Source organism: Pseudomonas sp. BT-42-2 (assembly GCF_025847435.2).
Lineage (GTDB): Bacteria > Pseudomonadota > Gammaproteobacteria > Pseudomonadales > Pseudomonadaceae > Aquipseudomonas > Aquipseudomonas urmiensis.
In genome coordinates this window covers 87,526-112,107 of the sequence record NZ_JAOYTM010000010.1, presented here as the reverse complement: position 1 = coordinate 112,107, position 24,582 = coordinate 87,526, and the positions used below count along the sequence as shown (strand labels likewise).

At 62.7% G+C, this 24,582-nt stretch carries 25 protein-coding genes; 16 read left to right on the top strand and 9 right to left on the bottom strand.

Annotation, left to right across the window (positions count from 1 at the left end; translation table 11 throughout):
• The 3 genes from OIU19_RS12275 to OIU19_RS12265 are packed head-to-tail and all read left to right on the top strand — an operon-like array spanning position 1 to position 3,676.
• A complete protein-coding gene (locus OIU19_RS12275; protein ID WP_264235221.1) occupies positions 1–1,815 on the top strand; it encodes an ATP-binding protein in 1,815 nt (604 codons plus the stop codon).
• Positions 1,812–3,224, top strand: coding sequence for a sigma-54 dependent transcriptional regulator (locus OIU19_RS12270; RefSeq protein WP_264235220.1), 1,413 nt, complete (start codon positions 1,812–1,814; stop codon positions 3,222–3,224). Before OIU19_RS12275 ends, OIU19_RS12270 begins: the two co-directional genes overlap by 4 nt.
• Positions 3,221–3,676: a YiiD C-terminal domain-containing protein gene (locus tag OIU19_RS12265; RefSeq protein ID WP_264235219.1), complete on the top strand. Its 456-nt coding sequence runs from the start codon at positions 3,221–3,223 to the stop codon at positions 3,674–3,676. Before OIU19_RS12270 ends, OIU19_RS12265 begins: the two co-directional genes overlap by 4 nt.
• Here the strand turns inward: OIU19_RS12265 and cysQ are convergent.
• Both cysQ and nudE read right to left on the bottom strand, forming a co-directional pair.
• Complete coding sequence (gene cysQ, locus OIU19_RS12260) at positions 3,665–4,492, bottom strand: 3'(2'),5'-bisphosphate nucleotidase CysQ (RefSeq protein ID WP_264235218.1); 828 nt, start codon at positions 4,490–4,492, stop codon at positions 3,665–3,667. The genes OIU19_RS12265 and cysQ overlap by 12 nt on opposite strands.
• Positions 4,489–5,055: an ADP compounds hydrolase NudE gene (gene nudE / locus OIU19_RS12255; protein ID WP_186552853.1), complete on the bottom strand. Its 567-nt coding sequence runs from the start codon at positions 5,053–5,055 to the stop codon at positions 4,489–4,491. Before nudE ends, cysQ begins: the two co-directional genes overlap by 4 nt.
• A gap of 64 nt (positions 5,056–5,119) precedes the next feature.
• Here nudE and yrfG point away from each other — a divergent pair, with 64 nt between their 5' ends.
• On the top strand, positions 5,120–5,785 hold the full coding sequence (yrfG, locus tag OIU19_RS12250; RefSeq protein ID WP_264235217.1) for a GMP/IMP nucleotidase: 666 nt from the start codon (positions 5,120–5,122) through the stop codon (positions 5,783–5,785).
• Positions 5,786–5,961: 176 nt separating this feature from the next.
• Here the strand turns inward: yrfG and lysM are convergent, their stop codons facing one another.
• Entirely contained in the window at positions 5,962–6,402 is a 441-nt protein-coding gene (gene lysM / locus OIU19_RS12245) for a peptidoglycan-binding protein LysM (RefSeq protein ID WP_264235216.1), read from the bottom strand.
• A gap of 174 nt (positions 6,403–6,576) precedes the next feature.
• On the opposite strand from lysM, the gene fdhD reads away from it, so the two are divergent.
• From fdhD to OIU19_RS12220, 5 genes are all read left to right on the top strand, one after another.
• The gene (gene fdhD / locus OIU19_RS12240; protein ID WP_186552856.1) at positions 6,577–7,404 is read left to right on the top strand and encodes a formate dehydrogenase accessory sulfurtransferase FdhD; all 828 of its coding nucleotides are present in this window, start codon (positions 6,577–6,579) and stop codon (positions 7,402–7,404) included.
• Between the two features lie 8 nt (positions 7,405–7,412).
• On the top strand, positions 7,413–9,752 hold the full coding sequence (locus OIU19_RS12235) for an FdhF/YdeP family oxidoreductase (protein ID WP_264235215.1): 2,340 nt from the start codon (positions 7,413–7,415) through the stop codon (positions 9,750–9,752).
• A 215-nt stretch (positions 9,753–9,967) separates the two neighbouring features.
• Positions 9,968–10,453 carry a glycine zipper domain-containing protein gene (locus OIU19_RS12230; protein ID WP_186552858.1) on the top strand — a complete coding sequence of 162 codons (486 nt, stop codon included), beginning with the start codon at positions 9,968–9,970 and terminating at the stop codon, positions 10,451–10,453.
• Between the two features lie 229 nt (positions 10,454–10,682).
• Entirely contained in the window at positions 10,683–11,495 is an 813-nt protein-coding gene (locus OIU19_RS12225) for a protein-glutamate O-methyltransferase CheR (RefSeq protein WP_264235214.1), read from the top strand.
• A 118-nt stretch (positions 11,496–11,613) separates the two neighbouring features.
• Positions 11,614–12,267, top strand: a complete 654-nt coding sequence (locus tag OIU19_RS12220; RefSeq protein WP_264235213.1) for a response regulator transcription factor — start codon at positions 11,614–11,616, stop codon at positions 12,265–12,267.
• Here OIU19_RS12220 and OIU19_RS12215 read toward each other — a convergent pair.
• A complete protein-coding gene (locus OIU19_RS12215; RefSeq protein WP_264235212.1) occupies positions 12,257–12,691 on the bottom strand; it encodes a thioesterase family protein in 435 nt (144 codons plus the stop codon). The two genes, OIU19_RS12220 and OIU19_RS12215, sit on opposite strands and share 11 nt — an antisense overlap.
• 125 nt (positions 12,692–12,816) lie before the next feature.
• Here OIU19_RS12215 and OIU19_RS12210 point away from each other — a divergent pair, with 125 nt between their 5' ends.
• A complete protein-coding gene (locus tag OIU19_RS12210; protein WP_264235210.1) occupies positions 12,817–13,260 on the top strand; it encodes a hypothetical protein in 444 nt (147 codons plus the stop codon).
• Positions 13,260–13,532: a type II toxin-antitoxin system RelE/ParE family toxin gene (locus tag OIU19_RS12205; RefSeq protein ID WP_186553222.1), complete on the top strand. Its 273-nt coding sequence runs from the start codon at positions 13,260–13,262 to the stop codon at positions 13,530–13,532. Before OIU19_RS12210 ends, OIU19_RS12205 begins: the two co-directional genes overlap by 1 nt.
• A gap of 65 nt (positions 13,533–13,597) precedes the next feature.
• Here the strand turns inward: OIU19_RS12205 and OIU19_RS12200 are convergent, their stop codons facing one another.
• Together OIU19_RS12200 and hslO are read right to left on the bottom strand one after the other, a co-directional pair.
• Positions 13,598–15,139 (bottom strand): phosphoenolpyruvate carboxykinase, encoded by a 1,542-nt coding sequence (locus tag OIU19_RS12200; RefSeq protein WP_264235209.1) that lies wholly within the window; start codon positions 15,137–15,139, stop codon positions 13,598–13,600.
• Positions 15,140–15,318: 179 nt separating this feature from the next.
• Positions 15,319–16,221 (bottom strand): Hsp33 family molecular chaperone HslO, encoded by a 903-nt coding sequence (hslO, locus tag OIU19_RS12195; RefSeq protein ID WP_264235208.1) that lies wholly within the window; start codon positions 16,219–16,221, stop codon positions 15,319–15,321.
• Positions 16,222–16,330: 109 nt separating this feature from the next.
• On the opposite strand from hslO, the gene OIU19_RS12190 reads away from it, so the two are divergent.
• The gene (locus OIU19_RS12190) at positions 16,331–17,131 is read left to right on the top strand and encodes a phosphatase PAP2 family protein (protein ID WP_264235207.1); all 801 of its coding nucleotides are present in this window, start codon (positions 16,331–16,333) and stop codon (positions 17,129–17,131) included.
• A gap of 138 nt (positions 17,132–17,269) precedes the next feature.
• On the opposite strand, the gene OIU19_RS12185 is transcribed toward OIU19_RS12190, so the two are convergent.
• Positions 17,270–17,671: an RNA-binding S4 domain-containing protein gene (locus OIU19_RS12185; RefSeq protein WP_264235206.1), complete on the bottom strand. Its 402-nt coding sequence runs from the start codon at positions 17,669–17,671 to the stop codon at positions 17,270–17,272.
• A 142-nt stretch (positions 17,672–17,813) separates the two neighbouring features.
• Between OIU19_RS12185 and OIU19_RS12180 the strand changes: the two genes are divergently transcribed.
• Together OIU19_RS12180 and rimK are read left to right on the top strand one after the other, a co-directional pair.
• On the top strand, positions 17,814–18,263 hold the full coding sequence (locus OIU19_RS12180; RefSeq protein WP_264235378.1) for an ATP-dependent zinc protease: 450 nt from the start codon (positions 17,814–17,816) through the stop codon (positions 18,261–18,263).
• Entirely contained in the window at positions 18,260–19,165 is a 906-nt protein-coding gene (rimK, locus tag OIU19_RS12175; protein WP_119137413.1) for a 30S ribosomal protein S6--L-glutamate ligase, read from the top strand. Before OIU19_RS12180 ends, rimK begins: the two co-directional genes overlap by 4 nt.
• 119 nt (positions 19,166–19,284) lie before the next feature.
• Here rimK and OIU19_RS12170 read toward each other — a convergent pair whose 3' ends face one another.
• Both OIU19_RS12170 and ompR read right to left on the bottom strand, forming a co-directional pair.
• Positions 19,285–20,598, bottom strand: coding sequence for an ATP-binding protein (locus OIU19_RS12170; protein ID WP_186552866.1), 1,314 nt, complete (start codon positions 20,596–20,598; stop codon positions 19,285–19,287).
• 119 nt (positions 20,599–20,717) lie between these two features.
• A complete protein-coding gene (ompR, locus tag OIU19_RS12165) occupies positions 20,718–21,458 on the bottom strand; it encodes a two-component system response regulator OmpR (protein WP_264235205.1) in 741 nt (246 codons plus the stop codon).
• Positions 21,459–21,689: 231 nt separating this feature from the next.
• Between ompR and OIU19_RS12160 the strand changes: the two genes are divergently transcribed.
• Positions 21,690–24,014 (top strand): Tex family protein, encoded by a 2,325-nt coding sequence (locus tag OIU19_RS12160; RefSeq protein ID WP_264235204.1) that lies wholly within the window; start codon positions 21,690–21,692, stop codon positions 24,012–24,014.
• Positions 24,014–24,397, top strand: a complete 384-nt coding sequence (locus OIU19_RS12155) for a PaaI family thioesterase (protein WP_186552869.1) — start codon at positions 24,014–24,016, stop codon at positions 24,395–24,397. The genes OIU19_RS12160 and OIU19_RS12155 overlap by 1 nt, the downstream gene beginning before the upstream one ends.
• The last annotated feature ends 185 nt before the right edge of the window (positions 24,398–24,582 follow it).

Below are 24,582 nucleotides of genomic sequence, written 5' to 3'. Positions count from 1 at the left end.
ATGATGCAGATTTCCACCCCACCTCGGCGCCCCCGCTGGCGCAGCCTGGCGATACTTGCCGTGTGCCTGGCACCGCTGCTCTGGCCGCTGCATCACCTGGCCGAGCGCTACTACCAGGACGAACTGGCTTCGCAGAATCGCCAGACCCTCGACCTCTACGTGGCCAACCTGCTCGGCACCCTGCACCGCTACGAGACCTTGCCGCAGATCCTCGGCGACCTGCCGGCGCTGCGCCAGGTGCTGGCCGATCCGTTCAAGCTGGAGGCGGTGACCAACGCCAACCGCCTGCTCAAGGGCATCACCCAGCAGACCGGCGCCGAGGTGATGTACCTGATGGATGTCAGCGGCAACACCCTGGCCGCCTCCAACTGGGACAAGCACGACAGCTTCCTGGGCCGTAACTTCGCCTTCCGCCCGTACTTCATCGAAGCGATGGAGGGCCGCCTGGGGCGCTTCTTCGGCCAGGGCACCACCTCGGCCAAGCGTGGTTACTTCTTCGCAGCCGCCGTGCATGATCGCGACAAGGTGATCGGCGTGCTGGTGGTGAAAGTCGACCTGGACCACACCGAAACGCTGTGGGGGCGCACCCCCGAACAACTGTTGCTGACCGACCAGAACGGCGTGGTGGTGCTGACCTCGCGCCCCGACTGGCGCTTCCGTGCCACCCGCGCCCTGACCGACGCCGAACGGGCCGCCATGCTCGCCATCCAGCCTTACCCGACCCAGGCCCCACAGCCGTTGAACCTCAATCCGGATGCCTGGCTGATCCAGACCCGCGACATCAAGGAAACCGGTTGGCAGGTGAGCATCCTCGCGCCTCACATCCTCATCGATCGCTCGGTGCAGACGGTCATGGCCATCGGTGGCGGCGCGTTGTTGGTACTGATTCTGCTGACGGGTCTGGTGATGCAGCGGCGGCGCCACTACATCGACCGGATCGATTTCGAAGCCCGGGGCCGCCAGCAGTTGGAAAAGCGTGTGGCCGAGCGTACCGCCGACCTCGAAGGGCTCAATACCCGGCTCAAGAGCGCCGTGTTGGAACGCGAAAATGCCCAGCAGGAGCTGGTGCGCGCCCAGGACGAACTGGTCCAGGCGGGCAAGCTGTCGGTGCTCGGCACCATGTCGGCGAGCATCAGCCACGAACTCAACCAGCCGCTGGCGGCGATCCGCAGCTATGCCGAAAACGCTGAGATCCTGCTTGACCACGAGCGCACCGAAGAGGCGCGCGGCAACCTCAAGCTGATCGGTGAGCTGACCGGACGCATGGCCTCGATCATCGCCCACCTGCGCGCCTTCGCCCGCCGCGACCGCCATGCCCCCGAGAGCGTGGCCTTGCAGCCAGCCCTGGATGACGCTCTGGCCCTGCTGGCCAAGCGTCGCCGAGCGATGGCGGTGGAGCTGATCCGCGACTTGCCCGATGCGCCGCTGTGGGTCCAGGCCGGCGAAACCCGCCTGCGCCAGGTGCTCGGCAACCTGCTGGCCAACGCCCTCGACGCGCTCACCGAAAAAGCCAACCCGCGCCGGCTGTGGCTGAGTGCCGAACGGCGCGATGAGTACGTCTACCTGTACATTCGCGACAATGGCCCTGGCTTTACCCGCCAAGCCCTGGAGCACGCCAAAGAGCCGTTCTTCACCACCAAGACCCGTACCCAGGGCTTGGGCCTGGGGCTGGCCATCTGCGAAAGCCTGATGCGCACCCTCGGCGGCGAACTGCTGCTCGGCAACCACCCGGAAGGTGGCGCCCTGCTCACGTTGCAGATGCGCGTCGCCAAGCCTGGCGCGACCTTGCCCACTTCGGAGGACCCCTCGGCATGACGTCCGAGACATTGATCGACAGCCGTACCCAGGTGATCCTGGTCGACGACGACCCACACCTGCGCCAGGCGCTGGGCCAGACGCTGGACCTGGCCGGGCTCAAGGTGGTGACCCTGGCCGACGCCCAAGGCCTGGCCGAACGCATCGAGGCGGACTGGCCCGGCGTAGTCGTCAGCGATATCCGCATGCCCGGCATCGATGGCCTGCAACTGCTGGAGCACCTGCGCGGGCGTGACCACGAGTTGCCGGTGTTACTGATCACCGGTCACGGCGACGTGCCGCTGGCGGTGCAGGCGATGCGCGCGGGGGCCTATGACTTCCTGGAAAAACCCTTCGCCAGCGATGCCCTGCTCGACAGCGTACGCCGTGCCCTGGCCCTGCGTCGGCTGGTGCTGGACAACCGCAGCCTGCGCCTGGCCTTGAGCGACCGCCACGAGCTGTCCACCCGCCTGGTCGGCCAGTCGCCGGCCATGCAGCGTCTGCGCGAGCAGATCGGTGCCCTGGCCGCAACCCGCGCCGACGTGCTGATCCTCGGCGAAACCGGCGCCGGCAAGGAAGTGGTGGCCCGTGCCCTGCACGACCTGTCCAGCCGCCGTGACGGCCCGTTCGTGGCGATCAACGCCGGTGCCCTGGCCGAATCGGTGGTCGAGAGCGAGCTGTTCGGCCATGAGCCCGGCGCCTTCACCGGCGCGCAGAAGCGCCGCATCGGCAAGTTCGAATTCGCCAACGGCGGCACCTTGTTCCTCGACGAGATCGAGAGCATGAGCCTGGACGTGCAGGTCAAGCTGCTGCGCCTGTTGCAGGAGCGGGTAGTCGAGCGCCTGGGTGGCAATCAGCTGATCCCGCTGGATATCCGCATCATCGCCGCGACCAAGGAAGACCTGCGCCAGGCCGCCGATCAAGGGCGTTTTCGCGCCGACTTGTACTACCGCCTGAACGTGGCCCCGCTGCGCATTCCGGCCCTGCGCGAACGCGGCGACGACATCCTGGTGCTGTTCCAGCATTTCGCCGATGCCGCCAGCCAGCGCCACGGCCTGGCGCCGCACACCCTGCAACCGGCGCAACGGGCGGTGCTGCTGCGCCACGACTGGCCAGGCAACGTGCGTGAGCTGCAAAACGCCGCCGAACGCTTCGCCTTGGGCCTGGAGCTTGCGCTCGATGGTCAGGTGGCGGCTGCCCCGCAGGTGACTGCGCCCGTGCTCAGCGGCAACCTCAGCGAACAGGTCGAGCAGTTCGAGCGCTCGCTGATCGCCGCTGAGCTGACCCAGCCACACAGCTCCATGCGCAGCCTCGCCGAAGCGCTGGGCATCCCCCGTAAAACCCTGCACGACAAACTGCGCAAGCACGGCCTGAGCTTCGCCGACAGCAATGGCAGCGGGCCTGACGACCACGAGGACAACCGCCCATGAGCAGCGACAGCCAATACCTGCAAGGGGTGTTGCACAGCGACATCCCGCTGACCCGCGAAATGGGCCTGAAAGTGCTCAGCTGGCAAGACCACTGCTTGCAGCTGCAACTGCCGCTGCAAGCCAACGTCAACCACAAGAGCACCATGTTCGGCGGCAGCCTGTACTGCGCGGCGGTGCTGGTGGGCTGGGGCTGGCTACACCTGCGCTTGCGCGAGGCCGGCATCGACGATGGGCACATCGTCATTCAAGAGGGGCAGATCAGTTATCCACTGCCGGTCACCGGCGCGGCGGTCGCTCGCTGCCAGGCGCCGGACGACAGCACCTGGCAGCGCTTCGTGACGATGTACCAGCGCCGTGGCCGCGCCCGCCTGACGCTGGCAACGGTGGTGAGCAACAGTGGCAGCGACGAGCCCGCGGTCAACTTCAGCGGGCAGTACGTGCTACATCGCTGAGGCGAGCTGGATCAACGCCTGGCGCCACTGCGCGGCGCTGGGCAGGGCGAGGAAAAATGGATTGAGCAACGATTCACGCGGTGGATAGCGAAACGGCTGGGCGTCCAGGCCGATCACCTCGCCGCCTGCCCCTTCCAGCACGCCCTGGGCGGCCGCAGTGTCCCACTGCGAGGTCGGTGCCAGGCGTGGATAGCAATCGGCGGCGCCTTCGGCCAGCAGGCAGAACTTCAGCGAGCTGCCGATATTGGCCAGTGCCAACTCGCCCACGGCACCCCTCAGGCCGGCTAGCAAGGCTTCCTGCTGAGGGCTGGAATGGCGGCGACTGGCGACTACGGTGAACTGGCCATCGGCTGGCGGCGTGTTGCGCACCTGGATCCGTTCAGCGTGAGCGCCTCGATCCACGCGCCAGGCGCCCAGCTCACGACCGCCGAAGTAACAGCGGCCATTGGTCGGCATCGCCACCACACCGAACACCACTGCACCGTTGTCGATCAGGGCGATGTTGACGGTAAACTCTTCACTGCCGGCGATGAATTCCTTGGTGCCATCCAACGGATCGACCAGCCACCAGCGGCTCCAGCTTTGCCGCTCGGCCAGGGAGATCTCGCAATCTTCCTCGGACAGCACCGGGATCTCAGGCGCCAACGCTTGCAGACCGTCGGCAATGACCCGGTGAGCGGCCAAGTCAGCTGCGGTGACCGGTGAATCGTCGGCTTTGGCGGTGACCGCCACGTCTGCGCGCCAGTACGGCAAGATCGCCTCGCCAGCAACCAGGGCGAGCTTCACCACTTCGTGCATCAGCTGTTGGTCGTTCATGCGCTGAGCAGCCCACGTTGAGTCAGCATGTCACGCACCAGGTACAGCGCCGCCAAGGCTCGGCCTTCAGTGAATTGCGGATGCATGGCCAAGGCCGACAGCTCGCGCAAGTTGACCTTGTCGACCCGCATCGGCTCAGGCTCATCGCCTTCCAGGCGTTCTTCATAGAGGTCGGTGGCCAACACCACCTGGATCTTTTGACTCATGTAGCCGGGCGAGAGCGACAACTCGGTCAGATGTTCCAGCTGGCGTGCGCCGAAACCGGCTTCTTCCTTGAGTTCGCGGTTGGCCGCGGCCAGCACATCCTCGCCCGGTTCGATCAGGCCTTTGGGCAGCGACAGCTCATACTCGTCGGTGCCGCCGCAGTATTCTTCGACCAGCACCGCATGCTCGGCATCGAGCATCGCCACGATCATCACCGCACCGTAGCCATTCCCCCGCCCGACCAGCCGTTCGTAGGTCCGCTCGGTGCCGTTGGAGAAGCGCAGCTGTACCGCTTCGACCCGGAACAGGCGGCTACTGGCGACGATTTCGCGGCTGAGGACGGTGGGTTTCTGGCGCATGGGGCGGCTCCTTGGCGTGAACGGGTTACTATACCGTGGCTTGCCGACTGATCGAGAGTTTCCCATGCCGCAAATTCAATGGTCCGATATCGATACCGTCCTGCTGGACATGGATGGCACCCTGCTCGACCTGCATTACGACAACCAGTTCTGGCTGCAGCATCTGCCCCAGCGCTACGCCGAGCTGCATGGCGTGAGCCGGGCGATGGCGGAAATGGAGCTACAGCCGCTGTTCGAGCGTAATGCCGGTACGCTCAACTGGTACTGCCTGGATTTCTGGAGCCGCGAGCTGAAGTTACCGATTCGCCAATTGAAGCAGGAAATCGCTGAGCTGATCGCCCTGCGACCGGACGCCGACACCTTCCTGGCCGGCCTGCGCAAGGCGGGCAAGCGGGTGGTGATGATCACCAATGCCCATCGCGATTCGCTGTCGCTGAAGCTGGAGCGCGTCGAACTAGCGCCGTACTTCGAGCGGCTGATCAGCTCGCATGATTATGGCTATCCTAAGGAGAGCCCTCATTTCTGGGACGCATTGCAGGCAGATATCGGCTTTGAGCCTGCGCGCAGCCTGTTTATCGACGACACCCTGGCGATCCTGCGCAGCGCGCAGCGCTTTGGCGTAGGGCATCTGCTGGCGGTGCGCCAGCCGGACAGCAAGGCAGCGCCACGCGATACCCAGGAGTTCGCAGCGGTTGAGGATTATCGGGAATTGCTGGTGGGGATCGAGTAAGCGAAACAAACACTCATGGATTGCACAGGATCCTGTGGGAGCGGGTTTGCCCGCGAACAAGGGCGCAGTCCTTGCCCGTACATAGAGCTTGATCGCCCTGGCCTCTTCGCGGGTAACCCCGTCCTACAGAACTGCTGGGCCCCCGCGAAGGGGTTAAAACAAACGATGAATAGCCTTCAATCCGGAATCCGCAGCACCTGCCCTGGATAAATTTTGTCCGGATGCGACAGCAGCGGCTTGTTGGCCTCGAAGATCTTCTGGTACTTGTTCGGGTCGCCATACACCCGTTTGGAAATAGCGCTCAGGGTGTCGCCCTTCTCGACCGTGACGAATTTCGCCGCCTGGGCGATCGGTCCGGTCACGGTGATCTGGTCATCGACGCTGGCCACACCACTTATGTTGCCCGCTGCGAGAATGATCTTTTCTTTCTCCTCCTGGCTGGCCACCTCGCCCTTGAGGATGATCTTGTCGCCCTCTACAGTGGCGGTGATGTTCGGATTACCCAGGCCGACCTTGCTTACATGCTCTTTGAGTTGCTCATCGGCATTGGCATTGCCAGGGGACAGCAGGTCGATCAACTTCTCGCCGGCTTCCTTGACGAAACTGAACAGGCTCATGACGCGCTCCTTGTTGATGAATCCTCGGAAGCACGAGTCTAGGCCAGGTTTGCCAACCTCGCCCTGCTGCGACCCATCGACGCGCTCTATCAAGGCATAGACCCTAGCGATTAGACGGCGCCAGCCCACGGGCCTAGGCTTGTGCTGGTAAAAAGCTGCCAGTGATCCGCCCTGATGAACAGCAAACCTCCGGTCTGCTCGGCGTCCACGCCTTTGTCCCTGCCTGCCGCCAGCAATACCTACGACTATCTCCAACTCAGCGATGACGCGCGCGCCAGCACGCCGCTCGCCGAGGAAGTCGCCTTGGCCATCGCCTATAACGGTCTCAATCAGGCCGTGATGCTGGTCAGCCCTACCGATATGGAAGACTTTGCGGTCGGCTTCAGCGTCGGCAGCGGGATCGTCGAGGGCACGGCGGAAATCTATGACATGAAGTTCTCAGGCTCAGGCTCGGCGTTGTATGCCGACCTGGAGATCTCCAGCCGCGCCTTCTGGAACCTGAAGAACCAACGCCGCCAGTTGGCCGGCACCAGCGGCTGCGGCCTGTGCGGTGTCGAAGCCTTGGAGCAGGCGCTGCCAGAGCTCGACAAACTGCCTGGGGCGCCGCTGCCACCCGCCCATTGGCTGAAGGACCTGCGGCAACGCATCGACCAGTTCCAGCCGCTGGGCCAGCACTGCGGCGCGGTGCACGCCGCGCTGTACATGGACAGCAACGGCGAGCTGTTGATGGGCCGTGAGGACATCGGCCGGCACAACGCCCTGGACAAGCTGATCGGCGCCCTGCTGCGCCAGCAGATCGATACCCGCGGCGGCCTGGCCATCGTTACCAGCCGCTGCAGCCTGGAGTTGATCCAGAAGGTCCTGCGCGCGGGCATTCAAACCCTGGTCAGCCTGTCGGCGCCCACCGGTCTTGCCCTGCAATGGGCGCGCAAGCACAACCTCAATCTTATTCACCTGCCTAAACACAGTGCACCACGGGTGTTCAGCCCTGTGGCGGAGTAGTCGTAGACGTGACCTCGCATCAGCAACTCCCACAAGAACAAATCACTCCCCGCTACAAGCCCTACCACGGCGCCGCCGGAGGCTGGGGCGCCTTGCGCAGCGTGGCCAAGGCCTGGGTCGCCAGCGACAACGCGCTGAAGAACATCCGCGCGCTGCTCAAGACCAACCAGAACGGCGGCTTCGACTGCCCGGGCTGCGCCTGGGGCGACTCGCCGGAAAGCGGCATGGTCAAGTTCTGCGAGAACGGCGCCAAGGCAGTCAACTGGGAAGCCACCAAGCGCCGCGTCGATGCCGCGTTCTTCGCCCGGCATAGCGTCACTTCGTTGCTCGAGCAGAGCGACTACTGGCTGGAGTACCAGGGCAGGCTCACCGAGCCGATGGTCTATGACCCAGCCAGCGACCGCTACCAGCCGATCGACTGGGACAGCGCGTTCGCCTTGATCGCCCGCCATCTGAACAACTTGGCCAACCCCGACCAAGCTGAGTTCTACACCTCCGGCCGGGCCAGCAATGAGGCGGCGTTCCTCTATCAGCTGTTCGTCCGTGCCTATGGCACCAACAACTTCCCTGACTGCTCGAACATGTGTCACGAGGCCAGCGGGGTCGCCTTGGGCCAAAGCGTCGGGGTCGGCAAAGGCACGGTGACGTTCGATGATTTCGAGCACGCCGACGCGATCTTCGTCTGGGGCCAGAACCCGGGTACCAACCACCCGCGCATGCTCGATCCGCTGCGCGATGCGGTAAAACGCGGTGCCCAGGTGGTTTGCGTCAACCCGCTCAAGGAGCGTGGCCTGGAGCGCTTCCAGCACCCGCAGAACCCGTTGGAGATGCTCACCAACAGCGACCGGCCGACCAATACCGCCTATTTCCGCCCAGCCCTGGGTGGCGACATGGCATTGCTGCGCGGCATGGCCAAGTTCCTCTTGCAGTGGGAACGCGAGGCCCAGGCCAAGGGTGAGCCAGCGATCTTCGATCATGTGTTCATCGCTGAGCATGGCCACGGCATCAATGAATACCTGGCCGTGGTCGATGCCACCCCCTGGGAGCAATTGCAGGCCCAATCTGGCCTGACCTTGGACGAGATCGAACAAGCGGCGCGCATGTACTGCAAAGGCAAGCGGGTGATCATGTGCTGGGCGATGGGCATCACCCAGCACCGTCACTCGGTGCCGACCATCCAGGAAATCGTCAACCTGATGCTGCTGCGCGGCAACATTGGCCTGCCAGGTGCAGGTTTGTGCCCGGTGCGTGGCCACAGCAACGTGCAGGGCGACCGCACCATGGGCATCAACGAGCGGCCACCGGCATTGCTGCTCGACGCCCTGCAAAAGCGCTTCGACTTCGCCGTGCCGCGCCACAACGGCCACAACACGGTCGAGGCGATCCACGCCATGCTCGAAGGTCGGGCCAAGGTCTTCATCGGCCTGGGCGGTAACTTCGCCCAGGCGACCCCGGACAGCGAGCGTACGGCTCGTGCCCTGCGCAATTGCGAGCTGACCGTGCACATCAGCACCAAGCTCAACCGCAGCCATTTGGTCCATGGCAAGCAGGCACTGATCCTGCCGTGCCTGGGGCGTACCGATATCGACCTGCAAGCCGAAGGCCCGCAAGCGGTGACGGTGGAAGATTCGTTCAGCATGGTGCATGCCTCCAATGGCCAACTGCACCCGCTGTCAAAGCAAATGCGCTCGGAGCCTTCGGTGGTCGCTGGTATCGCTGCCGCCACGCTGGGCAAGCAGCCGGTCGACTGGAACTGGTTGGTAGCCGACTACGACCGCATTCGCGAGCTGATCGCCGACACCATTCCAGGCTTTGCCGATTTCAACCAACGCCTGCGCCATCCTGGTGGTTTCTACCTGGGCAACAGCGCCGGCAGCCGCCAATGGCAAACCGCGACCAAGCGCGCCAACTTCAAGGCCAACCTGTTGCCCGACAGCTTGCTCGACCCACGCGTGCGCGCCAGCGGCCAGCTACCGGACCTGATCATGCAATCGATGCGCTCGCATGATCAGTACAACACCACCATCTATGGCTTGGACGATCGCTATCGCGGCGTCAAAGCGCAGCGCGATGTGCTGTTCGTCAATGAGGCCGACATCATTCGTCTTGGCTTTGCGCCAGGGCAGAAGGTGGATATCGTCTCGCTGTGGGACGATGGGCTTGAACGTCGGGTGCAGGGCTTTACACTGTTGGCCTATGACATCCCGGCAGGTCAGGCAGCGGCTTACTATCCAGAAGTGAACCCACTGGTGCCGCTGGAGAGCATCGGCGACGGCAGCCATACGCCGACCTCGAAATTCGTCGCCATCAAGCTTGAGCGCGCTAGCGATAGCGGCCGCATCATCTAAGCCTCACCCGGGCGTAGAAGCCAAAAAAAAGCCCTGTCCGCAATGGCCAGGGCTTTGTCTCAAGTAACCTATGACCGCCGAAAATCGAGAAAGTTTCACCGAAAAAACAGTAACTTAAAGAATTGTGTACAACTCGTGCTACTCGTCGGATTTCGATTGCCAGACGCCCTGCCTAGCCTCAAATTCGCCCTCGTCATCCCTATGAGGCTCTCTTGATGAAGAAGTACTCCTCGATTCTGTTGTTGTCTCTTGGCCTGCTCAGCGGCGTTGCCATGGCGGGCGGCACCACCGAAGCCGGTATTGGCGGCGCATTGGGTGGGGTACTCGGCTCAGTGGTCGGCCAGCAAATCGGTGGCAGCACCGGCGGCGCCATCGGCGCAGGCCTGGGCGGTGCGGCCGGTAGTGCAGTCGGTGCCGACAAACGCCAGCGCGGCGAAGCGGCAATCGGCGGCGCCCTGGGCGCGGCTGGCGGTAACGTGCTCGGCCGCAGCGTCGGCGGCACCAACGGTAGCTACATCGGTGCAGCCGCTGGCGGCGGCGCAGGTGGCGCCCTGGGTAACTACATGGGCAACAAGGCCGATGAAGACGAGCGCCATGAACGCCGCTATCGCCGTGGCTACGACGACGACCGTCGCCACTACGACCGCGGCCACCACTACGGCCATCGCAAGAACAAACACAAGCGCCACTGGCGTCACTGATGCCTGAACGCTCAGGCGTGCAACCCTAAGCCAGGCACCTAAGGCCCCGCTCCTATCGGCGGGGCCTTTTCATTTGTCCCGCGCACAACAGGATTAAGGGTGGCCCCGATATGGAGGCAAGGTGCCACTAGCTATCATCCCCTATTGAATAATTACGCACAGGACGCGGGGAATGCGCACGATCATCGTCGATACCATAGGTCAGATCACGACCTGGGCCAGCTGAACCATGCCCAGTCGCTCCCGCCCGCCACTGCTCGATCAAGCCAACTACCAACAGATCCGTCTACTGGTCGAACAGGCCAGCGGCGTGCACTTGGCCGATGACCGTCGCGCTGTGGTCGCGGCGCGCCTGCACAAGCGCCTGAAGCTGCATCAACTGTCCGACTTCGACGCCTACCTGGCGCTGCTCAGCAACGCTCAGGACGATAGCGAATACAGGCACGTGCTGGGCCTGCTGGTGCCCCGAGACAGTTATTTTTTCCGTGAGCACCGTCACTTCGAGTTCCTCAACCATTGGCTGGCCGAGCTCGCTCACCCGCCCCGGCTGTGGAGCGCCGCCTGCGCGAGCGGCGAAGAAGCCTGGAGCCTGGCCATGGTGGCCGCCGAGCAGCACCCTGGCGCTGGCTGGCAGGTGCTTGCCAGTGATCGCGACGCAGCCTTGCTGGAGCAGGCGCGCGCGGGCATCTATGACGTCAGCCAGGCGCGCTATTTTCCCGAAGGCTGGCTGAGCCGGCATTGTCTGTGCGGTGTCGGCGAAATGGCCGGACGCCTGCGCATTGCCCCAGCTTTACGCGCGCAGGTGATGTTCGAGACGATCAACCTGATCGAGCCGTTCCCCGCGCACCTGGGCCGCTTCGATGTGATCTTGCTGCGCAACCTGCTCTCAAGCTTTGCCCCACGGTACAAGCTCGACGTGCTGCAGCGTGTGGTCGAGCATCTGACCCCAGGCGGTCTGTTGATGATCGGCCACAGCGAAAGCATCCACGACCTCGACCTACCCTTGCGGCCACTACTGCCCTCGGTGTTCGCGCGCCTATGATGAGCAGCACTGCCGCAGTGATCGGCAGACAGGGACTGAATGCGCCCCCGTGCCGCTGGGCGCTTGTGGATCGAGCAGGCATGCCGCCCCTCTTCTCTTGCGAAACAGGCCCTGATCCATGCCTTGTCGAATACTGCTTGCCGATGACTCGCCGCTGTTCCGCGCAGGCCTGCGCGCCCTGCTCGAACAGAAAAAACAATATGCCGTGGTTGCCGACACCGGCGATGCGATGAACGCCGTGGCCCTGGCCGAAAAGCTCAAGCCGCACGTGGTCGTACTGGACATGAGTGGCGAGTTGGACGGCCAGCAGGCGCTGCAAGAACTGTTCATTCGCGCCCCGAGCAGCCGTGTGCTGATGCTCTCGCCGCGCTCGGAACTGGAGCATGTGTTGAGCTGCCTACAGCTGGGCGCCCACGGTTTTTTGCTCAAGAACGCCACGGTGGCCGAGTTGGAGCAGGCGCTGCTGACCCTGCGCCAAGGCGGCCAGTACCTGTCCTCGAGCGTCTTGCCGATGGTCATCGGCCAGGCCCTCAGACATAGCCGCAAACGCACCGCTGCCAGCCTGTCTGCACCGCTGACCACCCGCCAGCTGGAAATCCTGCGACTGATCGCCCGCGGTGAAACCACCCGTTCGATAGCCGAAGGCCTGAGCCTGAGCGTGAAGACCGTAGAAGCTCATCGCTCGCAGATCATGCATCGCCTACAGATTCATGACGTCGCCGGCCTGGTGCTGTTTGCCGTGCGCGAGGGGATCATCCGCCTCAACGATTGAGCTGCAGGCCTGCGAGGATGATCTGCAACGCTTCTGGCAGTGCCACCGGCTCGCCAGAGGCGCGTTCGACGAACACCTGCACCAACGTGCCTGCCGCACAGGCATCCGGCTCTGCGGGACGGAACAGCGCCAATCGGTACTCCACTGTGCTGCCACCCAGGCGGGTGACGCCCAGGCCCACTTCGAGTACGTCGGGGAAGGCAGGCAATGCGTAGAACTCCGCCGCCGAGCTGATCACAAAGCCGGCCAGCGCACCTTCGCGCACGTCCAGTTCGGCCTGTTCGACGAGAAACGCCTGGATCGCGGTTTCGAAGAAGCCGTGCACCGTGGCACCAGCGATATGACCGTTGAGGTCGTTGTCTTGCGGGCGGGTGAGGATGGGGTGGAAGTGGCTGAAGTCGGAGCGTTGGGGGGATCCGGTCATGGAATACCACAAATGTTGGTTACATGAGAGAGAAGCTTCCCACAAAGAGTTAGGAAGTCATATAGTCGCAATCAACTGTAGATTGCATAGCATAGTGCATCCCGATGAAACCGAGACATACACCCGTGCCGACCCATCAACTCGATCACGCCGAACTAAGGCGCATGGCTGAAACCGGACGTATCAATGGAACCCACATTGTGGGGCAGCCTGGTGGCTGGGCCATACAGGTCAATATCAACCATGACGAACATGTCCTGACGGCGCAACGAAGCGGCAACACCAGGCTGTTCAAGAAGCTTGAAACCTTGGTCAGCTACCTGCACGAACTAGGCATCGACCACTTCCAGGTGGATAGCTCGACCTACGACCCACTTCAAATGAGCACCTATCAACGACCTGATCGTGCATCGGCCCTGAAGCGTGCACATCAGGCCGCCGCATATGACGCCTGGTTTATCGAACAAGTCGAGGCAAGCCTGAACGACCCAACCCCTGCGATGGATGATGAACAAATAGAAAAAGAATTCGCCGCGCGCCGCCTCGCGTTGAAGGGTAAAACCCGTTGATGCATTTGCTTTGGCACACCAACGCTCAGAAAGACCGCTTGCGAATCATGGATGCCATCGCTGACGATAACCCTGACGCCGCCATTGCGTTAGACGAAGACTTTAGAGACAAGGCAAGAAGAGCAGCCCAGAACCCCCGCATTTATAAACAAGGTCGGTATCCAGGCACCCGGGAAATCGTGATTCGGCCAAACTACGTGATGGTCTACCGCATCTTGCAGGACAGCGTAGAGATCTTACGCATCATTCATGCGCGACGGCTGTGGCCATAAACCATGTCCCATGAACGAAAAAACCGCCCCAAAGGGCGGCTTTTTCATTCCACGCTAGCTACAGCTTACAGCTGTGGGCCAGCCGCCTTGATGGCGTCGGAAACCTCGAACTTCTTGAAGTTCTCGATGAACAGCTTGGCCAGGCCTTTAGCTGCTTCGTCGTAGGCCGCCTTGTCTTCCCAGTTGGTGCGGGGGTTGAGCAGGTTGGTCTCGACGCCTGGAACAGCCTTAGGCACGTCCAGGTTGATGATGTCCAGGTGCTCGGTCTCGGTACCTACCAACGCGCCGCTCTGGATCGCTGCGATCACTGCACGGGTGGTCGGGATGCTGAAACGCTTGCCAACGCCGTAGCCACCGCCGGTCCAGCCGGTGTTGACCAGGTAGACCTTGGAGTTGAAGCCCTTGATGCGCTTGATCAGCAGCTCAGCGTACTCGCCAGCCGGACGCGGGAAGAACGGTGCGCCGAAGCAGGTGGAGAAGGTCGACTTGATGCCGCCACCGGAACCCATTTCGGTCGAACCGACCAGCGCCGTGTAACCGGACAGGAAGTGATAGGCCGCCTGCTCGTTGTTCAGGATCGACACTGGCGGCAGTACGCCGGTCAGGTCGCAGGTCAGGAAGATGACCGCATTCGGCTCGCCGCCCAGGTTCTTCTCAGAACGCTTGGCAACGTGCTCCAGCGGGTAGGCGGCGCGGCTGTTCTGGGTCAGGCTGACATCGGTGTAGTCGGCGTGCTTGGCATCGTCGATAACGACGTTTTCCAGCACGGCGCCGTGCTTGATGGCTTTCCAGATGACCGGCTCGTTCTTCTCGGACAGGTCGATGCACTTGGCGTAGCAGCCGCCTTCGATGTTGAAGACAACGCCTTCGCCCCAACCGTGCTCGTCGTCACCGATCAGGTAACGGCTTTCGTCGGCCGACAGGGTGGTCTTGCCAGTGCCGGACAGACCGAAGAACAGGGTGACATCGCCCGCTTCGCCGATGTTGGCAGCGCAGTGCATTGGCAGCACGTCGGCGGCCGGCAGCAAGAAGTTCTGCACCGAGAACATGGCTTTCTTCATTTCACCGGCGTAGCGCATGCCAGCGATCAGCACCTTCTTCTGGGCGAAGTTGATGATCACGCAGCCGTCGGAGTTGGTGCCGTCACGCTCAGGCACGCACTCGAAGTTGGCCACGTTCAGCACCTGCCACTCATCACGACCCGCTGGGTTGTACTGGGCAGGGTTGATGAACAGGCAACGGCCGAACAGGTTCTGCCAGGCAGTCTGGGTGGTCATCTTAACCGGCAGGTAGTGATCTTCGGCAGCCCCTACGTGAACGTGGGAAACGAAGTGTTCCTGAGCGTTGTTGAACGCCTCGACGCGAGCCCACAGGGCATCGAACTTGTCGGCCGGGAACTTGCGGTTGATCGGGCCCCACGCGATTGCCGCAGTGGTGCTGGGTTCGTCGACGATGAAACGGTCAGCTGGCGAACGGCCGGTACGGTGACCGGTTTCCACGACCAGTGCGCCAGTATCGGCCAGCACGCCTTCACCGCGGGACAGCGCTTCTTTTACCAGCTCATCGACGCTCAGGTCGGTGTACACGGTGTTGTTGGCTTGCGTCATGAGATACCCCATCCGGCCCGAGGCCGAGTGCTCCAAACGTTTTGTAGTTGTCTGTTTCAAACTACTACAGCGAAAAAAGTGGCCGGATTATGCCAGAAACGCCCAAAAAAAGTAGGCCCCTCCTGTCAGAACTGCGGTTTATCGCATTTAGACAGGAGAATTCACTACGATTAAACGTTTTAGTGACGTGTTTCTGCTGCCCCGCCTGTGCCGCCACCGGCAAACAATTGCGCCACATCGGCGGCGTCGAACAGATAGCGTTGATTGCAGAACTGGCAATCCACCTCGATCTGCCCGCCATGTTCGGCTACCAATTGTTGGGCGTCGTCCTGGCCAAGACTGACCAGAGCATTGCCGGAACGTTCCCGAGAGCAGCTGCAACGGAACTGTAGCGGCTGGATATCGAACAGGCGCACAGCGTCTTCGTGATACAGACGGTGCAGCACGGTTTCGTTGTCCAGGCCCAGCAGCTCTTCAGCTTTTACGGTGTTGGCCAAGGCCTTGACGTGGTTCCAGCTCTCGTCACGCTCCTCGCTGTCTTTGTGGCGATCAGCCGGCAGTTGCTGCACCAGCAAGCCACGGGCGCGAGTGCCGTCGGCGGTGAGGGAAATGCAGGTGTTGATCTGCTGGGACATGACGAAGTAATTGGTGAAGCACTCCGACAGGTCCTTGCCATGCAGGTCGACCATGCCCTGGTAACGCTGGCCGTTGATCGGGTCGATGGTCAGGGCGAGCACGCCGTCGGGCATCAAGTCTGCCAGGGTCGCATCGGCTGCGATTTGGCTCGCCTCATAGCGCGCCAGGCCACGGATCTCGTGCTCGCTGGAGCATTCGATCATCAGCAGCGGCACCGGCCCGTCGGAGCGCGCCTGAAGAATCAGCAAGCCATCGAACTTAAGCGTGCCGACCAGCAGGGCAGCGGCGGCCATCAGCTCGCCAAGCAACTGCGCGACCGGCTGTGGGTAGGGATGCTTGGCCAGCACCTCGGCGTAGCTGCGCTCCAGCCCGACCATTTCGCCGCGCACGTCGCGGTCGTCGAAGATGAAACGTTGGGTGAAATCGGTATCTGGAAAATTGCTCATAGGTTCTGGCTATCTGAAAATGATGTCAAAATGTTTACAGCCCTTACAAAAGGCCCGATGCAGAGCGCTCACGAGGCGCTCCATATCCTGTTGGTAATAGAGGTATCTTATGGACAATCGACCACTGTTCCAAGCGAAGTGGTCCTGGGGACCCTTGGCAGCCTGCACGCTGCTGCCCATCGCTCTACTGTGTTTCTGGTTATGGCCATTTGGCCAGATCCTGTGCCTGACTTTCGACGAGTGGCTATTCCACAGCCTCAATGGGCCGCTGGCCGACAATAGCGCCTGGCGTTACATCTGGACCCTCGGCAGCCTGCGACCGTTCGACATCGTCGTCGGCCTGATCCTGCTGACGCTGCTGATCCGTGGCGAATGGGTGTTCAAGGCCAGCCAAGTGCGCGAGGCGTTTTTTGGCTTTTTGATCACGCTTATCCTCTTAGTGGTGATTCGCGCGCTGTTTTCCAAGTGGGTGGATGCATCCGGATGGCAACACGATAGTCCATCGATGGTGTTTGGCGATGCCATACGCCTGAGCGATTTCTACCCACACCTTGAAGCTCATTGGGAGCTTAAAGACCGTTCCAGCAAGAGTTTCCCCGGTGACCATGCCTCGGTGTTGCTGGTCTGGGCGCTGTTCATGAACCTGTTCAGTCGCCGTTTGCTGCAACGACTGGTGATCTGGGGGCTGGCTGGCGTGTTCATGCTGCCGCGCCTGGTGGCTGGTGCGCATTGGGGGCAGGACGACTACATCGGCGGATTGCTGATGGCGGTGCTGGCGTTGGGCTGGAGCTGTTATACGCCGTTGGCGGCTAAAGGCAGCGCGGCCTTGCTGCGCTGGACTGCGCCATTGTTCGGTGTGGTTGAGCGATTGCCGTTGGTCGGCAGGTTGGCTGTGGTGCGCGGCGCCTGATCGATTGTGGGGCCGCTTTGCGGCCCTTCGCGGGCAAGCCCGCTCCCACAATGACAGCGCTGAGCCCAATAGCGGCGCGGTCCCTGTGGGAGCGGGCTTGCCCGCGAAGGGCTGCAAAGCAGCCCCAGCAGTCACTCCTCAATCAAAACTGCCATGCAGCTGATGAATCTGCCGCCGCTGCTTCTTGTTCGGCCGCCCATCGGTGGTCATGCCCAGCGCCCCATCCTTGCGCTGCTGCGCCGCTTGCTCACGACGACGAATGCTCTCTTCGGTCTCGGCATACAACAGCTGCGCCTCTGGCGCGCCCCGGCGTACCACTGACAGTGCCTTGACCACCACGGTGCGTTCGTCAAACCCGGTGCGCAAAACGAACTCATCGCCCAGGCGCGGCTCCTTGCCCGGCTTGCAGCGCTCGCCCCGGCAATGCACCTTGCCACTTTCGATGGCGGCCTTGGCCAAGGCACGGGTCTTGTAGAAACGCGCCGCCCACAGCCATTTGTCCAGGCGCACCTTGTCGTCATCTTCAGGCTTTTGTGCCATCTCATTTCCTCGAATTCTGTCTTTCACGGAACTGTACTACCGTGACTGACGGATGCAAAAAAACTGCGCGATGCTTACAGTTCACCACCTTATCCGCAGGGTGTGATTAGTGAAGACATTTGACCATCTGAGTGTGATCGGCCTGCGTGAGTGGGTCGCCCTGCCCGACCTCGGTGTCGCGGGGCTGCGCGCCAAGATCGACACCGGTGCCAGCACCTCCAGCCTGCACGCCACCGATGTGGAAACATTCGAGCGTGACGGTGAGCCATGGGTGCGCTTCACTGCGCACCTGGGTACCGTGGTGCAGTTGCGCCATCGTCGCTGCGAAGCGCCGCTGGTGACCATGAAGACCATCAAGAGCTCCAATGGCCAGGCCCAGGTACGCTATGTGATCCGCACCGCGCTGGCCCTCGGTGACCGGGTCTGGGAGGTCGAATTCACCCTGGCCTGTCGCAAGGCCATGCGTTACCGCCTGCTGCTCGGTTCCAAGGCGTTGATCCACGGCCAACTGGTGGTCAACCCAGGTTTGAAATACGTGCAAGACAAACCGGCCTTCCTGGCCACCCTTTCCCCTGTCACAGGTGCTGCATGAAGATCGCTGTGCTGTCGCGCAATCCGCGTCTGTATTCCACCCGCCGCCTGGTCGAAGCCGGTACCCAGCGCGGCCATGAGATGGTTGTGATCGATACCCTGCGCGCCTACATGAACATCGCCAGCCACAAGCCGCAGATCCACTATCGCGGCAAGCCGCTGGAAGGTTTCGATGCGGTGATCCCTCGCATCGGCGCATCGGTGACCTTCTATGGCTGCGCGGTGCTGCGCCAGTTTGAGATGATGGGCGTGTATCCGCTCAACGAGTCGGTGGCCATCGCCCGCTCGCGCGACAAGCTGCGCTCGTTGCAGCTGCTGTCGCGCCGGGGTATCGGCCTGCCGATTACCGGCTTTGCCCATTCTCCGGACGACATCCCCGACCTGATCCAGATGGTCAACGGCGCACCCTTGGTGATCAAAGTACTGGAAGGCACGCAAGGCATCGGCGTGGTGCTGTGCGAGACGACCCAGGCGGCAGAATCGGTGATCGAGGCGTTCATGGGCCTGAAGCAGAACATCATGGTCCAGGAGTACATCAAGGAGGCTGGCGGCGCCGACATCCGCTGCTTCGTGGTGGGTGACAAGGTGATCGCCTCGATGAAGCGCCAGGCCAAGCCAGGCGAGTTTCGCTCCAACCTGCATCGCGGCGGGGTCGCCAGCCTGATCAAGATCACCCCGGAAGAACGGATCACCGCTATCCGTGCGGCCAAGGTCATGGGCTTGAGCGTGGCCGGGGTGGATATCCTGCGCTCCAATCACGGGCCATTGGTGATGGAGGTGAATTCATCGCCTGGGCTGGAGGGTATCGAGGTGACCACCAGCAAGGATGTCGCGGGGATGATCATCGAGCATCTGGAGAAGAATGGCGGGCCGAATCAAACCCGGACCAAAGGCAAAGGCTGATGCTGTTGATCCTGGCCTCATCGCGGGGCAAGCCCGCTCCCACGCCAACTTCCAGCATGACGAAATTTCGGCGTGGGAGCGGGCTTGCCCCGCGATGAGGCCAGTACAGCCGCTAACGATCAAACAGCATTACGCGGCAACAACAGCCCCAACGGCAAACGCACCCGCGCCTCGATCCCACCGCCAGATCGATTACGCAATTCAACATTGCCGCCATGCTGGGCCGCGATCCGCTTGACGATCGCCAGCCCCAGCCCGGTGCCCTTGCCGCCACGCGCCCGGTCTCCGCGAATGAATGGGTTGAAGATCGTCTCCAGCTCCGACTCATCGATCCCCGCCCCGCGGTCGAGCACGCTGAGCACCACATATGGCGCACTCTCGTCGCCCGACACATAGGCAGCCACCTCGACGCCTTTGCCGGCGTGATGCAGCGCGTTGCCAATCAAGTTACCCAGCATGCGCTTGAGTGAAACCCGGCGCAGCGGGAATGGCGGGATTGGCTCCAGGCACAGGCGCACACGCTCCTGTGGCTGGTTGTACGGCGCCACCACTTCACGCACCAGATCACCGAGGTCGACCTCCTCCACCGGCTCATCACGGCCATCGCGAATGAAGGCCAGGAACTGGTCAAGGATGGCGTCCATATCCTCGATATCCCGCACCATGTCATCGGTCAGGTCGTTGTCATTGGCCATCAGCGACAGCGACAATCGCAGGCGTGTCAGCGGTGTGCGCAGGTCATGCGACACCCCGGCCAGCATCAACTCACGCTCACGCGCGGCCTGTTCGACGTCTTCGGCCATCTGGTTGAACGAGCGGTACACCTCGGCCATCTCGCTCGGCGTGTCGCTGATCGGCAAGCGTACGCTACGCCCCTGCCCCAGTTGACGCGCGGCAAACACCAGGCGCTTGAGCGGTTGGTTGAGCTGGCGGACGAAAATCCAGGCAGAGGCTGTGGACAACAGGCCGATCGCCAGGAACCAGCCCAGCACGTTCCAGATTTTCTGGCCACGCAGCGGGTGCGGATACAGCGGCACCTTGAGCCAGCCCGGCCCCAGGCTAGGGGCATTCACCCACAGCGCCGGCGGGGCGTGCACGCGCAGGCGCACTTCAGTGTCTTCGCCCAGTTCGGCCTGCATCTGGCGCTGGTAGATCTCGCTGTACGGCCAGTGCTGCTCGCCTTCCGGCACACCGGAGCCGGTGACTCGGATCAAGCCAGCTGCCTCGGCGATCTTGTCGCGATTCTCCTCGTCGGCCGCCCAGTAGGCGCGCAAGGTCAGTGCCACACCATGGCTGTACTGGCGGTCGACCAGTACGTCCTCGTTCATCAACAGGTACACCAAGGTCAGCGCCTTGGAGAACAGGACGACGATCAGCACCAACCACAGCGTGCGGGCGAAGAAGCTTTGCGGGAACCACAGGGGCGTTTTCATCGAAGACAACTATTGCAAGACAGCCGCGAGCAGGGCTCGCCAGGGTTGCCGGCCGGCCACAGACGAAAACAGGGCGGCCCGTTCGGGTCGCCCTGCCGCGTCCTGGCAAGCCTGCAGGCTCATTTGCCGGCGTTTCCATCCGGCACGAACACGTAGCCCACGCCCCAGACGGTCTGGATGTAGCGTGGCTTGGACGGATCCGGCTCGATCATGCGCCGCAGGCGCGAGATCTGCACGTCGATGGAGCGCTCCAGGGCGTCCCACTCACGGCCACGGGCCAGGTTCATCAGCTTGTCGCGGGTCAGCGGCTCACGGGCGTGCATGACCAGCGCCTTGAGCACGGCGAACTCACCGGTGGTGAGCATGTGCACTTCTTCGCCACGCTTGAGCTCGCGGGTAGCCAGCGACAGCTCGTAGTCGCCAAAGGTGACGGTCTCGTCTTCGCTACCCGGAGCACCCGGTACGCTTGGCGCCTGCCGACGCAGTACTGCCTTGACTCGGGCTACCAGCTCGTCGGGGTTGAACGGCTTTGCCAGGTAATCGTCGGCGCCCAGTTCCAGGCCCTTGATGCGGCTCGACTCGTCGCCTTTGGCGGTGAGCATGATGATCGGGATCTGGTTGTTCGCCGCACGCAGCCGGCGGCAGGCGGATAGCCCGTCCTCGCCAGGCAGCATCAGGTCGAGCACCACCAGGTTGAACACTTCACGCGCCAGCAGCCGATCCATCTGTTCGACGTTGGGCACCGCACGGGCGCGAAAGCCCTTGCTGGTGAAGAAACGTTCCAGCAGGCTGCTGAGCCCTGGATCGTCGTCGACGATGAGAATCTTGTCGCCTTCAGCGGTATTTGCGGTGCTGGTCATCAATAACTCCTCTGATATCGCCGCGTATTATGGCGTAGCCATTGCGGCGCGTGCCGTGTGCATTGTTAGCAGATTTTTCCCGGGGCGCCACTTCCGTGCAGATCCCGGCTGGCTCAGCGCCATCACCGCAAGCCTGGCGTGATGAGTATAATGCGCGGCTTTCACCCAGCGCCGCCGGGCTCGAATGCCCACCTGCGGCCTCCAGTATTCACATATTGTCAGGTGGTTCTCATGGACAGCATCAACAGCCGTATCGCCCAGGAACTGGGCGTTCGCCCGCAACAGGTCGAGGCGGCCGTGGCCCTGTTGGACGAAGGCTCGACGGTGCCCTTCATCGCCCGCTACCGTAAGGAAGTGACCGGCAGCCTGGACGACACCCAATTGCGCCACCTGGATGAGCGCCTGCGCTACCTGCGCGAGTTGGACGACCGTCGCGCAAGCATCCTGGCCAGCATCGAGGAGCAGGGCAAACTGACCCCGGAACTGGCCCGCGACATAAAGCTGGCCGACACCAAGACCCGCCTCGAAGACCTTTACCTGCCGTACAAGCAAAAGCGCCGCACCAAGGGCCAGATCGCCCTGGAAGCCGGCCTTGGCGAGCTGGCCGACGGTCTGTTCAACGACCCGCAACTGAGCCCGGAAACCGAGGCTGCACGCTTTGTCGATGCCGATAAAGGCGTAGCCGACGTCAAGGCTGCGCTGGAAGGCGCCAAGTACATCCTCATGGAGCGTTTCGCCGAAGACGCAGGCCTGCTGGAAAAACTGCGTAACTTCCTCAAGCAGGAGGCCGTGCTCAGTGCCCGCCTGGTGGCCGGCAAGGAAGAGGAAGGCGCCAAGTTCCGCGACTACTTCGCCCATGACGAACTCCTGCGCACCACGCCTTCGCACCGCGCCCTGGCGATCTTCCGCGGCCGTAACGAAGGCATTCTCAGCGCCTCGCTGAAGGTCGGCGAAGAGCTGCCAGGCACCCTGCATCCGTGCGAGCTGATGATCGCCAGCCATGTCGGCATCGAGAACCGTGACCGCCCAGCTGACAAGTGGCTGGGCGAAGTGGTGCGCTGGACCTGGAAGGTCAAGCTCTACACCCACCTGGAAACCGATCTGTTCGGCGAGCTGCGCGACAATGCCGAAGGCGAGGCGATCAACGTCTTCGCCCACAACCTGCACGACCTGCTGCTGGCTGCTCCGGCTGGCCCGCGGGCGACCCTGGGCTTCGACCCGGGCCTGCGTACCGGCTGCAAGGTCGCGGTGGTCGACGCCACCGGCAAGCTGCTCGACTACACCACGGTCTACCCGCACGCGCCGAAAAACGACTGGGACCGCACCATTGCCGTGCTCGCCGCGCTGTGCGCCAAGCACTCGGTGGAGCTGATCGCCATCGGCAACGGTACCGCCAGCCGCGAGAGCGACAAGCTGATTGCTGAACTGGTGAAAAAATACCCTGCCCTGAAGATCACCAAGATCATGGTCTCCGAAGCCGGCGCGTCGGTGTACTCGGCCTCGGAACTGGCCGCACGCGAATTCCCTGACCTGGACGTGTCGATCCGTGGCGCCGTCTCCATCGCCCGCCGCCTGCAGGATCCGCTGGCCGAGCTGGTGAAGATCGATCCAAAATCGATTGGCGTCGGCCAGTACCAGCACGACGTCTCGCAGCTGAAACTGGCGCGTGGCCTGGACGCCGTAGTCGAGGACTGCGTGAACGCCGTCGGCGTCGACGTCAACACCGCCTCGGTGGCGCTGCTGACGCGCATCTCCGGCCTCAACGCGACCCTGGCGCAGAACATCGTTGCCCACCGCGACGCCAACGGCCCGTTCGCCACCCGTGCCGCGCTGAAAAAGGTCAGCCGCCTCGGCGAGAAGACCTTCGAGCAGGCCGCAGGCTTCCTGCGGGTAATGAACGGTGACAACCCGCTGGACGCCTCGGCGGTGCACCCGGAGGCCTACCCGCTGGTGCAGCGCATCGCGGCCGACACTGACCGTGATATCCGCTCGCTGATCGGCGACAGCGGTTTTCTCAAGCGCCTGGACCCGAAGAAGTTCACCGACGAGACCTTCGGCCTGCCGACCGTCACCGACATCCTCCAGGAGCTGGACAAACCTGGCCGCGACCCGCGCCCCGAGTTCAAGACCGCCTCGTTCCAGGACGGCGTTGAAGACCTCAAGGACCTTGAGCCGGGGATGATCCTCGAAGGCGTGGTGACCAACGTCACCAACTTCGGTGCCTTCGTCGACATCGGCGTGCACCAGGACGGCCTGGTGCACATTTCCTCGCTGTCGGAGAAGTTCATCAAGGATCCGCGTGAGGCGGTCAAGGCCGGCGACGTGGTCAAGGTCAAGGTCATGGAGGTGGATATCCCGCGCAAGCGCATCGGCCTGTCCATGCGCATGGGCGATACCCCTGGCGAGAAGGTCGAAGGCAACCGTGGCGGTGGCCGTGGCAATGGCGGCAACCGTCCGCAGCAGGCGCCACGCCCGCGTGAAACCACGCCTGCCGCCCCGGCCAATAACGCCATGGCGGCGCTGTTCGCCAACGCCAAGCAGTTGAAGAAAAAGTGATGGACGTGCCCAAGGAGTACGTCGAGAGCGCCTTCAGCCAGCTGCTGGGCTGCCGACTGCAACACCTTGAACAAGGTGTCGCCACGGTCGCCCTGGCGCTTGAGCCGCACCTGCGCAACCGTGGCCAGAAGCTGCATGGCGGGGCGATCTTCAGCCTGGTCGACATCGCCATGGGCCTGGCCTGCTCGGCCAGCCATGGCTTTGACCAGCAGAGCGTGACCATCGAGTGCAAGATCAACTACATGCGCGCGGTCAGCGACGGTGAAGTGCTGTGCACCGCCCGCGTGCTGCACGCTGGGCGGCGCACCCTGGTTGTCGACGCCGACGTAGTCCAAGGCGACAAACTGGTGGCCAAAGCGCAAGGAACCTTCGCGGTTCTCTAGCTCCCAAACAGGTATCTGCGGTATTTTCGGCAGTATTGAACGGTGGGGCCGCTACGTGTCCCATCGCAGGCTGCATCAGCTCCCACAGGTTTCATGCCGTATCTGGGGGAGCTGGCGCAGCCTGCGATGGGCTGTGTAGCGGCCCTGAATCGGCGTTGGCATTACCGAAAACCCAGCTAAACCAG